Genomic DNA, 12,470 nt, shown 5'->3' with positions numbered 1-12,470 from the left:
AATCTACTCAATAAAACAATGGAGTCTTTGAACCTTATTAAAAATGACCCTTGGTTAGCTCCTTATAAGGAGGCAATTGAAGGAAGGTATCAGTATGCAATCGAGAAAGAAAAGAGCCTTACCAACCAAGGGAAACAAACCCTATCGGAACTGGCTTCCGGCTATCTTTACTTCGGACTACATCAAACCAATAAATCCTGGATCTTCCGTGAATGGGCGCCTCATGCTACGGCCATTTATCTTATAGGTGATTTCAATGATTGGCAAAAGAAGGAAGAATACCGAATGACCCGCCAGGAGAATGGTGTTTGGGAAATTGTGTTGCAAGAAGATTTATTGCATCATGAAGACCTTTTCAAACTATTGATTGAATGGGAAGGGGGATCGGGTGAACGTATCCCTGCGTGGATTCGCCGGGTAGTTCAGGATGAACATACAAAGATATTCAGTGCACAGGTATGGAATCCACCCACTCCTTATGTGTTTAAGAATACGACATTTAAACCGGATGTATCCCCGTTATTGATATATGAATGTCATATAGGTATGGGAACAGCCGAGGAGAAGGTGGGTTCATATGATGAGTTTTGCCGCCATATTCTGCCCCGTATAAAGAAAGACGGATACAATGCGATTCAGATCATGGCTATTCAGGAACATCCCTATTATGGTTCTTTCGGTTATCATGTAAGTAGTTTTTTTGCTGCTTCCTCCCGTTTTGGTACTCCCGAAGAATTAAAACATTTGATTGATGAGGCACACGGCATGGGCATTGCGGTTATTATGGATATTGTACATAGCCATGCAGTAAAAAATGAAGTCGAAGGTTTGGGACGCTTTGACGGCTCTTATAATCAATATTTCCACGAAGGCGCTCGCCGGGAGCATCCCGCTTGGGATTCCCTGGTGTTTGATTATGGTAAAAATGAAGTGCTTCATTTCCTTTTGTCTAACTGCAAATTCTGGTTGGAAGAATATAAATTCGACGGTTTCCGTTTCGATGGAGTCACTTCCATGCTTTATTACAGCCATGGATTGGGAGAGGCTTTCATGAATTATGGCGATTATTATAACGGCACGCAGGATGGTGATGCCATTGCTTATCTGACATTGGCTAACAAACTGATACACGAAGTAAATAAAAATGCGATAACCATTGCCGAAGAGGTCAGTGGTATGCCCGGATTAGCTGTCGCTTGTGAAGAAGGCGGCTATGGATTCGATTACCGTATGGCCATGAACATTCCGGATTACTGGATAAAGACTATCAAAGAGAAAAAAGATGAAGAATGGCATCCCTCTTCCATCTGGTGGGAAACAACAAACCGCCGGGCAGATGAAAAGACTATCAGTTATGCCGAGAGTCATGACCAGGCATTGGTAGGGGATAAGACGATTATCTTCCGGTTGATAGATGCCGACATGTATTGGCATATGCAGGCGTCCGATCGCAATTATGTTGTTGAACGGGGAATGGCGTTGCATAAAATGATTCGTCTGGTAACAGCATCAACGATCAATGGAGGCTATTTGAATTTTATGGGAAATGAGTTCGGACATCCGGAGTGGATTGATTTTCCTCGCGAAGGAAATGGATGGTCTCATGCATATGCCCGCCGTCAATGGGGATTGGTAGACGATCCCAATCTAAAATATCATTTTCTGGGTGATTTTGACCGGGAGATGTTGGAACTGATCCGCAGTGTCAAGAACTTTCAACAGACACCGATCCAAAAGATATGGGATAGTGACGGCGACCAAATACTTGCTTATATGCGCAAAGATTTATTGTTTGTCTTCAATTTCAGCCCGTATAAATCCTATGCGGATTATGGATTTCTTTCTCCCATGGGCGAATATGAAGTTGTATTAAACACGGATGCCACACGGTTTGGCGGTTTTGGCTTGGCGGATGACAGTATACATCATTTTACCCACCTGGATCCTTTGTATAAAAAAGAGAAGAAAGAGTGGTTGAAACTATATATCCCTGCCCGCAGTGCCGTTGTGTTGCGCAGATTGAATTAATACTTATCATTAGTTATATATAAATATGTTATATCCATTTATTTTTGAACCCATACTGAAAAAGGTTATTTGGGGAGGGGCGGATATTTGCCCTTTTAAAGGTATTACTCCGGTGCAGGAAGGTATAGGAGAGAGTTGGGAGTTGTCACATGTCGAAGATAATTATTCTGTCGTAGCCAATGGAGAGCTTGCAGGCAAGAGTCTAGACGAATTGATTCGCGTCTATGGCAGTCGGTTGTTGGGAAAAAAGGTGATGGAGCAATTCGGTACGACCTTTCCTTTGTTGATAAAGTTTATAGATGCCCGTGATGATTTGTCTATCCAGGTACATCCCGATGATGAACTGGCCAGGAAGCGCCATGATTCGTTTGGAAAGACAGAGATGTGGTATGTGATTAAAGCGGCAGAAGGGGCTTCCCTTTATTCCGGATTCAGCAAACAAATAGATGCAACAGACTATGTAAAGCGCGTGCAGGAGAACACGATTACGGATGTACTGCAACGCTATGAAGTCCGTCCGGGGGATGTGTTTTTCCTACCTGCAGGAAGAGTACATGCGATAGGAGCCGGTTGCTTTATTGCAGAGATACAGCAGACAAGTAATATCACGTACCGGATCTACGACTATAACCGCAAGGATGTACACGGCAATGGCAGGGAGTTGCATACGGATTTAGCAAAAGACGCCATTGATTACCGTTTGCAAGCAGACTACCGGACGCATTACAAAGCGCATGCCAATGAAGCCGTTTCTTTGGCAACATGTAAATATTTCACGACAAACTTATTGGAAATGAATGCACCGCTTGTACGGGAATTGACAGCGATAGACTCTTTTGTCGTTTATATCTGCATGGGGGGACAAGCAATGCTTCGGGATAATGAAGGGCATGAATTGCTTGTACGTCAGGGACAAACCGTTCTGATTCCGGCAAATGCCTCGGAAGTGACATTTACTCCTTCGCCGGATGCAAAGTTTATGGAAACGTTTATCGGATAAGAAGAACGAAGAACCGAAACGTGCTTCATAAAAGATAAAACAGGAAAGAGAGAAAAAGAAAAAAGGAAACAGTGTCACTGACTCTGTTTCCTTTTTTCTTTTGAAGTATGTCGGCCGCTTTTTAACTCAGTCCTTCCACCTGGCCGTTGACAATGTCAATATGGTTGGCCTGTGGCTCTTTGGGTAATCCCGGCATACGCATAATCTCACCCATAATGATGACTATCATTTCAGCTCCGTTATTGATGATGACGTCGCGCACTTTTAATTCAAAGTTTTTGGCGACTCCATAAGCCTTGGGATCAGAAGAGAAAGAGTATTGTGTTTTAGCGATACAAATAGGATAATGAGAGATTCCGAGGCTTTCTATCTGTTTCAGTTTCTTGTCTGCCAACGTGGTGTAGACAATAGAAGAGGCTCCATAAATCTGTTCGGCTACTTTTTTCACCTTCGTTTTGACACTGTCATTGTCTTCGTAAGTGAATTTCATTTGCTGGGAAGGATTCTTTTCGATGGTGTCCACAACGAGTTGTGCCAATTCCATTCCTCCTTCTCCTCCTTGGGCAAAGACATTGTTTACGGCAAAACCGACGCCCAGCTTTTGACAATGCGCTGCTGCCAGATTTATCTCCTCGTCCGTATCGGTTGTGTAACGGTTGAAAGTGACAATCACCTGTTGGCCGAAGCTTTTGATATTTTCGATATGTTTATCCAGATTGGCTAATCCGTTGCGTATACCTTCCACATTCGGTTCTTTGATTTGGGATTCGGGGACGCCTCCATGCATCTTAAGGCTTTGTGCTGTGGCAACCAAAACAGTTACTTTCGGTGTCAATCCAGCTTTCCGGCATTTGATATTGAAAAACTTTTCCGCTCCCAGGTCGGCGCCGAATCCGGCTTCTGTTATCACATAATCTCCATAAGTAAGTGCCATTTGGGTGGCCAGTATGGAATTACATCCGTGTGCAATATTGGCAAACGGGCCTCCATGCACGAATGCCGGGGTATGTTCCGTTGTCTGCACCAGGTTGGGACGAAGAGCATCTTTCAATAAGACGGTGATCGCTCCGGCTATGCCCAGGTCTTTCACGGTAAATGGTTCGTCATTGTGGGTATATCCTAACAATATATTACCTACGCGACGCTTTAAATCGTCGATATCTGTTGACAGGCATAGGATGGCCATGATTTCGGAAGCCGGGGTGATATCAAATCCGGTTTCTGTCGGAACACCGTTTGCCGTTCCTCCCAGGCCGGATACGATATTGCGCAGGCTCCGGTCGTTCACATCCAACACTCTTTTCCATTTGATTTCTTTCAGCCCTTCACAGCTGTTTCGGTTTTGATAAATATAGTTGTCTAATAAAGCCGTGATCGTATTGTGGGCAGATGTGATGGCGTGAAAATCTCCGGTGAAATGCAGGTTGATATTTTCCATCGGTAATACCTGTGCATATCCTCCTCCGGCAGCTCCTCCTTTCATGCCGAATACCGGTCCTAAGGAGGGTTCCCGTAAAGCGACAACGGATTTTTTACCTAATTTATTCAATCCCAAAGACAAACCGATAGAAACGGTTGTTTTTCCGATTCCCGCCTTTGTCGGTGTGATGGCTGTTACCAGGATCAGGTTGTGTTCCTGTATTTTTTTCTTATCAATAAGTTCAATGGGTATCTTGGCCATATGTTTCCCATAGTTTAAAACTTCACTACGGGGAATGCCTAAATCAACGGCTATTTCTTTTACTTTCTTTAGGGAAACTTCTCTTGCTATTTCTATATCTGACTTCATTTATTAGGTATTTATTTTAAATGGACAAAATAAAGACATTTTACTTAGTATAACAAAAAAGAAAAGGAAAGGATCTGTTTTTTTGTATATATTTTGCTTTTCTATTTCTTGTATAGGAGAAAAAGGAGTCAAGTAGTCAAAGTAGTCAGAGTAGTTAAAGTAGTCAGAGGAGTTAAAGGACGCTGGGAAATAAAAGTGTCGATAGCCGTCGACACTTGTGCTGATAATTGTCGACACTTGTGCCGATATATATCAGCACAATTGCCGACAATTATCGGCAATTTTATTTTTCCGCATTGGAAAGCCGTTCGCCGACAGGTTATGCCACTTAATATTTGTATCTTTGCTCGACGTAACTTAAAACAAAAATGATATGTTTTCCGGGATAGTAGAAGAGGCAGCCCAAGTGGTTGCCGTAGAACAGGATAAAGGCAATGTGCATTTGACTATGAAATGCTCCTTTGTCAATGAGCTTAAAATTGATCAGAGTGTCTCCCACAATGGGGTTTGTCTGACTGTTGTCAGTATGACGGAAGACACGTATACCGTAACGGCTATAAAAGAAACATTGGAACGATCCAACCTGGGCTTATTGAAAGCCGGTGATAAGGTGAATCTGGAACGCAGCATGTTGATGAATGGCCGTTTGGATGGGCATATTGTGCAGGGCCATGTAGACCAGACGGCTGTTTGTACGCAAGTGCGTGAGGCGGACGGCAGTTGGTATTACTCATTCGAGTATGCGTTTGACAAAGAGATGGCGCGCCAGGGATATATGACTGTAGAAAAAGGATCGGTTTGTGTCAATGGGGTCAGCCTGACAGTTTGTAATTCCGGTCAACACACGTTTGAGGTAGCTATAATCCCTTATACGCACGATTTTACCAATTTCGGACAAATCGAAAAAGGGAGCGTTGTCAATTTGGAATTCGACATTGTAGGCAAGTACCTGAGTAAAATGATGCAGTTTCAATAAAGCTGAATATATATGTGGGCTGTGTGGATGCCCGATCTTACCGGGGGGCTTTCCCGTATAAGTAGATCGCTATAAAGGTATAAATGATATTGGGGATCCATGCAGCAACCATCGCACTCACATATCCATTCACGGCAAAAGTAGATGTAACCGTGGTGAAAAGAATGTAAGAGAAACTCAGCCCAATGCCTATTCCTATATTCAATCCCATGCCTCCTTTTACTTTTCTGGAGGAGAGCGAAACGCCGATAGTGGTCAGGATAAAGGCCGCCATGATGCTGGCAAAACGTTTGTGATATTCTATTTCGAACATTTGGATATTACCGATGCCCCGTTTTTTCTGCCGTTGGATATAGGTATGCAATTGGGGGGTGGTCATGGTTTCACAGTCATTGACGGAGATGAGAAAGTCGGATGGAACAATCGTCAGGGTTGTATCTTTCCGGGTTCCTGTCGTGATTATTTCCCGCATACCTTCAAAATCCCGTATGGTGTAATCCATAATTGTCCAGGTGTAAAGCGAATCGTATTTGATGGAACCGGCTGTTAAGCGGGAAACCAATTGTTTGTCTTCGAAATGATCCAGGGAAAAACGATAACCCATGCCGGATTCGGCGTGGTAGGTATCGAAATAAGCAATGACCCCGGGTTCGACCTCCAATTGTACGCGGCTGGCTTGTTCCACCCGTTTGTTCTTTATATAAGAATTTTGAAACTCGATACGGGTAGTATTTGCCGGAGGAATGATAAAGCCATTTAAGATGAATGTGGCAAAAGCGATTATAGCCGCTGAGATCATATACGGCATCATCAATCGTTGAAAACTCATACCACTGGCTAACATGGCTATGATTTCGGAACGATCAGCCAATTTGGAGGTGAAAAAGATTACCGCAATGAATGTAAACAATGGGCTGAACAGATTGGCAAAATAAGGGATGAAATTCAGGTAGTAGTCAAAGACAATCGCTTTAAGAGGTACGTCCGGATTCAGAAACTTATCGATCTTTTCATTGATATCGAAAACAACTGAAATCGATATAATCAGGGCAATCGCAAAGATATACGTTCCCAGGAACTGTTTAATGATATACCAGTCTAATCGTCCTAATTTGAATTTCATCTTACAGTCTGTTAGATAGTTGACGCACCATGCCACTTTTCCAAAGCGTGAAATCACCTTCGATAATGTGTTTCCGTGCCTCTTTTACCAACCACAGGTAAAAAGCCAGGTTATGTAAAGAGGCGATCTGCAAACCTAAAAGTTCTTCTACTTTTATAAGATGGTGCAGATAGGCCTTGCTGTATAATGTATCTACATAGGAATGAGCGTCCGGGTCGATGGGAGAGAAGTCGTCTTCCCATTTTTTATTCCGTATGTTTATCGTTCCGTATTGGGTGAACAACTGTCCGTTTCGTCCATTTCGTGTAGGCATGATGCAATCGAACATATCTACCCCCCGTTCTATGGCTTCCAATAAGTTCACAGGAGTACCTACGCCCATCAGATAACGGGGTTTGTCTTTGGGCAGAATCTCATTGACCACTTCAATCATCTCGTACATCTTATCCGTCGGTTCGCCTACGGCCAGTCCTCCGATGGCATTTCCGTTGGCCCCTTTATTGGCCACATTCTCCGCAGCCTTTTGCCGTAAGTCCGTGTATACACATCCTTGTACAATAGGGAAGAGGTTTTGTTCGTAACCGTATTTGGGTTCGGTACTGTGGAAACGATTGATGCAACGATCCAACCAACGCTCTGTTAAGGCCAATGAGTCTTTGGCATACGTATAATCGGCATCTCCCGGACAACACTCATCAAAGGCCATGATGATATCCGCTCCGATGGAACGTTGGATATCCATGACGTTTTCAGGCGTGAACAAATGTTTCGAACCATCTATATGGGAACGGAATTCGGCACCCTCTTCGCGTAGTTTACGGTTGTCGGATAAGGAAAATACCTGAAAACCACCGCTGTCGGTAAGGATAGGGCCGTTCCAGCTGTTGAACTTATGAAGTCCTCCGGCTTTTTCCAGTATGTCAATACCCGGACGTAGATACAAATGGTAGGTATTACCCAGTATAATCTGCGCTTTTGTATCTTCTTTCAATTCGGGCATTTGTACGGCTTTGACTGTGCCTTGGGTGCCAACAGGCATAAAAATGGGCGTCTCAATTACTCCATGATCGGTAGTAATCAAGCCCGCCCTGGCATTTGATTTTGTATCGTTGTGTTGTAAGTCGAATGTCATGTTGCAAAAATTCGCAACAAAGGTAATATTTCAATTGAGAATTGACAAGTAACGTTTGCCTTAAAAAGCAAAGAGTAAATGACAATTAAACTGAAAAATAACAAACAAGAATGTAGATCAGAAGCCAAAATCATCGATTACGATGTCTAATACTTCTTCTTCTTTGGGTTTTTCGACATACGCATGTTCTGTGTTTGCCTTCACGATGATCGCCCGTTTGGGACGAACCGGACAAATGGATTCACATCCTCCGCATCCGATACAAAGCTGAGGTTCAACCTGTGGAATGGTCAGAGTCGTGTCTTTGTACGGCACCATATGTACGGCTTGCGTCGGACAATGTTCCGAACAAGCACCGCAATCGGTATTCTCTGTTTTTACAATACAGCGGTTGATAAAGAATTCGGCTACACCGACCTGGGTGGTTACCTTTTCTTCTACGCCTTTTAGGTCAAGAGCATGGTTGGGGCATACATCCGCACAAATGGTACATTCGTAATTACAGTAACTGTTGATATACGACATATGCGGTTTCAGGAAATAACCGAATCCAAACTCCATGCCTGCCGGATATAATACCTGGCTGGGGCATTTGGCAACACAGATATGGCATCCGGTACATTTATCCTTGAATTGTTCCAGGTTGTGCGAGCCGGGAGGGGTGATAGGGTTTGTATTTCCGTTTCCATGTCTTTGTCTGTTTCTTCTGGCATAAATAGACATAAGAGGTAAAGAGGAGGCTACGATAGTTCCCGTGGCCAGAAATTGACGGCGGCTATGGGCTGCCGGTTCGATGACCTCTTTTGTTTTTGCCTTTCTGTTGAAAGGGGCAAACCTATAATGAATGCTGTCTTTTTTACAGGAGGAGACACAGTTGAAACAATCGACACAGCGGGAACTGTCCACATGAAACTCTTTTGTAGAGATGGCTTCCGCTTTACATGTTTTTTCGCATAGTCCGCAACCGATACATTTATCCTTGTCGATAACCACCCGAAAGAGCGAATAGCGGGAAACCAGGCTTAATAAAGCGCCTACGGGGCATAGAGTGTTGCAGAATAAACGTCCGCGAAAGAGAACCATGCCAATGAATACAAGGAGGGCAAGCCCTGCTGCAATCCCTGCACCGGTAGTCACCGTTTGGACAGACATATGGAATAAGGTGTAATTATCTACTTTCGCCAGTATCTCCGCTAACAGGTTGTTGCCCCAGATAGCGACCGGGCGAAACAGGTTGGTTGCTATACGTCCAAAATTACTATAAGGATCTAAGGCCAATAGAAGTTCGGAGGAACCCCATATAAACAACAAGAATGTGACAGCCATCAATCCATAACGCAATATATTATGGGGTTTGTGATAAACAAAGCGGGAGGAGCCTTTCTTTTTCTTTTTTCCGATACAGAAAATCCGGTTGATAATATCCTGCAGGATACCTGCCGGACAAATAACAGAACAATAGATCCGCCCGAATAAGAGGGCCAGTAAGAATTGAAAGATCCATATGGCGATAGTGCCGGATATAAGAGCGGGTACGATCTGGATATGCAATAGTTTGTTAAACATATCCGGAGCCAAGCCTCTGAAATCCACAAAGTACAAAAGAATGGGTACGAAGAAGAGGATTGCAAGTATGACCCGCAATCCTTTCAGGTAGTTTGTCCGTTTCATTCGGATCAGATTTTAATACGTTTGATATTTATTTTTTTCAAATCGGTGGAACCTAATTTATGTGCCTCCCCTTTACTTAGATGACCTACGGCATCCATATCGAGTTTTTTTACCTGGTTAAACATACCCAGGGCGGCCGTGTCGATGGCTACAATATTGGGAGAGACAATCAGAGATTTGATGGTGGCAACGTCGGCCAGGCTCTTTCCTTGCGGACCATTTTGATGCATCATGCGATAGGCGTCCACAATATTGAGAACCGGTTTCTTTTCCCAGGTACATATATCTGCGATACATTGTTGTAAGTCGTTCTGGTGGAAGAAGCGGCGATCCCATACAATACCCATATAGTTTTTCATGGCGCAGCTCAGTTTGGCTCCTCCATGGTTTTTCAAAATAGGGACATTGATCCAGGCATCTGCTTCGATCAACGATTCATGTATCATCGCACTTTTTAATATAACCCCGTTGGGCAGAGCTACTTTTTTGAAGTATTTTTCTTCATTGGCAGGCATAATAATTCCACCTGCCTCTTTTGTAGCAGTAGCAATGCCACTGCTCTCATAACATTTTTGCCAATTGTCGCAGGTATGATCAAATACGGTTACTTTTTGAGCTCCGGCATCCAGGCATTTTTTTACCAATGCTTTTATGAGTTCTGGATTTGTATTTCCGGCTAATTCAGGAGAACGATCCCAGCCAATATTGGGTTTGATCACTACTTTTTGTCCTTTTTTGATATATTTATCGATACCTCCTAAGGCTTCTAAAGCTTTGTCTAACATGGCGGCTGGCTCACCACCCATAACTGCGACCATTTCAGGAGCTTGCTGAACAGTCATGGTGTTGGAACTTAATGCCGCTTGTAAACCTTCAAAATTGATGGAAAGGGCAGCACCTGCCACCACACTGGTCTTTAAAAAATCACGACGTTTCATCTTGTTGTTTTTACTTCATTAAAATTGAGACATTGAAAAAGAAAAACAAATATAATAATAGTCTGAATAATAGGAGGGTTTTGAATTTCAAATAAACAATTTTTATGGTTTTATACATCTCTCATCTTTTGCTCTTTGGGAGGTACAGGTGAAAATCTAATTTCTTTAACAGGATGAAGATCGCAGGGAATTTTCATACATTTGTATTTTCTGTATAAACAGAAGGTGTAAGAATGGCTAAAATTTTATTGGTAGAAGACGAGATAAATATAGCTTCGTTTATCAAACGGGGATTGACAGAATCCGGGCATGAGGTGTCTGTGGCTACCGACGGTATGGCCGGCTGGGAGTTGCTTGAAAAAGAAAAATTCCAGTTGTTGATCCTGGATATCATTATGCCGAAGATGACCGGATTGGAACTCTGTCGTAAGTTCAGGCAAAAACAGGGTTTTTATACACCTGTCGTTATGTTGACTGCCTTAGGCACGACGGATGATATAGTGAAAGGCTTGGAGGCCGGCGCAGATGATTACCTGGTGAAACCTTTTCGTTTTCAAGAACTTCAGGCAAGGGTAAATGCCATGTTGCGACGCTTGGGAAGCGATGTGGCGGTGCCTCATACACTTCAATATGCAGACCTTTGTCTGGATCCGGATACACACCGGGCTGTGCGCAATGGCAAGGTTGTCGAATTGACCGTGCGTGAATATCGTTTGCTTGAATATCTGTTGCTTCACAAAGAAACACCGGTTAGCCGTGCGGATCTGATAACCCATGTGTGGGATAAGGAACCAGACCGGAACATGAACGTGGTGGATGTGTATGTGAATTATCTGCGGGGAAAGATTGATAAAGGATTCCGAAAGAAACTGATCCGGACGGTGACAGGGGTAGGATATATGCTGGAGGTATGAAGATAGAAACGCGAATAGCACTCACCTATACCGCTGTCATAGCCGGAGTGATCACTTTGGTTGTTATTGTTTTTTATGTGGTGGCGGCCGGTTATATCGGTAAGTTGGCTGATTCTTCTCCGACAGAAAACAATATCTTCCTGGATATCCAATATAATCTGGGTGGCATGTTAATCGCCTTGGTGTTGGTTTGTTCTTTTCTTGTCTATTTTGTCGGTCGACATTATGCGAAACGGATGATTCATCGTATAGATATTGCTTATCAGAGTGAAAAATCTTTTGTCCGCAGTGCTTCCCATGAGTTGAATAATCCTTTGACGGCTATTCAGGGCGAATGTGAGATTACACTGATGAAAGAACGTTCTTCGGAAGAATATCAGGCAGCCTTGAGCCGGGTGTTGACGGAGACAAAGCGTATCATTCAGTTGATGAAACATTTGCTCTTTCTCTCCAGGGGAGACAAAGATATTTTACAAAATGCGATGGAGCCTATTTTTCTAGCAGAGTTTATGATGCGTTTTGTTGAAAACAGAGTGAACTTTTCTCCGGATCATTTCTCCTTTGTCGTAAATGCCAATCCCCACTTATTGAAAATAGCTATAGAAAATATAATCAGTAATGCGCTCAAATATTCGGACAAAGAACCGGTTGAGATGCGTCTTCGTGTAAATGAACTGGAAATTGAAGATCATGGAATAGGTATCCCCGCTGATGAGTTGGAGCATATTTATCAACCTTTTTTCCGGGCGAGCAATACACATGGTTATGCCGGTCATGGGATCGGTTTGGCTTTGTCTGTCCGGATTTTACAGACGTATGGAGCCAAGGTGAAGATTTATTCGGCATTGAATGAGGGCACCAAAGTGACTATCTCTTTTCCTTAAAGGCATGAACCTTTT

The 12,470-nt window shown here is 43.3% G+C and carries 9 protein-coding genes and 1 pseudogene; 5 read left to right on the top strand and 5 right to left on the bottom strand.

Annotation, left to right across the window (positions count from 1 at the left end; genetic code table 11):
* Positions 1–18 precede the first annotated feature (18 nt).
* Both D0T51_RS01160 and D0T51_RS01155 read left to right on the top strand, forming a co-directional pair.
* Positions 19–2,028, top strand: a complete 2,010-nt coding sequence (locus D0T51_RS01160; protein ID WP_163724056.1) for an alpha amylase C-terminal domain-containing protein — start codon at positions 19–21, stop codon at positions 2,026–2,028.
* A 25-nt stretch (positions 2,029–2,053) separates the two neighbouring features.
* Entirely contained in the window at positions 2,054–3,028 is a 975-nt protein-coding gene (locus D0T51_RS01155) for a type I phosphomannose isomerase catalytic subunit (protein ID WP_163724054.1), read from the top strand.
* Positions 3,029–3,149: 121 nt separating this feature from the next.
* Here D0T51_RS01155 and D0T51_RS01150 read toward each other — a convergent pair whose 3' ends face one another.
* Positions 3,150–4,817, bottom strand: coding sequence for a formate--tetrahydrofolate ligase (locus D0T51_RS01150; protein WP_163724052.1), 1,668 nt, complete (start codon positions 4,815–4,817; stop codon positions 3,150–3,152).
* 373 nt (positions 4,818–5,190) lie between these two features.
* Between D0T51_RS01150 and D0T51_RS01145 the strand changes: the two genes are divergently transcribed.
* Positions 5,191–5,793, top strand: coding sequence for a riboflavin synthase (locus D0T51_RS01145; protein ID WP_163724051.1), 603 nt, complete (start codon positions 5,191–5,193; stop codon positions 5,791–5,793).
* 37 nt (positions 5,794–5,830) lie between these two features.
* Here the strand turns inward: D0T51_RS01145 and D0T51_RS01140 are convergent, their stop codons facing one another.
* The 4 genes and pseudogenes from D0T51_RS01140 to D0T51_RS01125 form a co-directional block, all read right to left on the bottom strand.
* Complete coding sequence (locus D0T51_RS01140) at positions 5,831–6,916, bottom strand: LptF/LptG family permease (RefSeq protein ID WP_163724049.1); 1,086 nt, start codon at positions 6,914–6,916, stop codon at positions 5,831–5,833.
* A 1-nt stretch (position 6,917) separates the two neighbouring features.
* Positions 6,918–8,048: a tRNA guanosine(34) transglycosylase Tgt gene (gene tgt / locus D0T51_RS01135; protein WP_163724047.1), complete on the bottom strand. Its 1,131-nt coding sequence runs from the start codon at positions 8,046–8,048 to the stop codon at positions 6,918–6,920.
* A gap of 117 nt (positions 8,049–8,165) precedes the next feature.
* Positions 8,166–9,719: a 4Fe-4S binding protein gene (locus D0T51_RS01130; protein ID WP_163724045.1), complete on the bottom strand. Its 1,554-nt coding sequence runs from the start codon at positions 9,717–9,719 to the stop codon at positions 8,166–8,168.
* 5 nt (positions 9,720–9,724) lie between these two features.
* Positions 9,725–10,660: pseudogene (locus tag D0T51_RS01125) on the bottom strand (DUF362 domain-containing protein); the annotation flags it as partial.
* A gap of 230 nt (positions 10,661–10,890) precedes the next feature.
* Here D0T51_RS01125 and D0T51_RS01120 point away from each other — a divergent pair.
* Positions 10,891–11,571 (top strand): response regulator transcription factor, encoded by a 681-nt coding sequence (locus D0T51_RS01120; RefSeq protein WP_163724041.1) that lies wholly within the window; start codon positions 10,891–10,893, stop codon positions 11,569–11,571.
* Positions 11,568–12,455: a HAMP domain-containing sensor histidine kinase gene (locus tag D0T51_RS01115; RefSeq protein ID WP_163724039.1), complete on the top strand. Its 888-nt coding sequence runs from the start codon at positions 11,568–11,570 to the stop codon at positions 12,453–12,455. Before D0T51_RS01120 ends, D0T51_RS01115 begins: the two co-directional genes overlap by 4 nt.
* Positions 12,456–12,470 lie beyond the last annotated feature (15 nt).

The organism is Parabacteroides sp. 52, assembly GCF_010500925.1.
In the GTDB taxonomy this organism is placed as follows: Bacteria; Bacteroidota; Bacteroidia; order Bacteroidales; family Tannerellaceae; genus QVMG01.
Note: the sequence above shows the minus strand (reverse complement) of the source record. Positions and strands in the feature narration are given on the sequence as shown.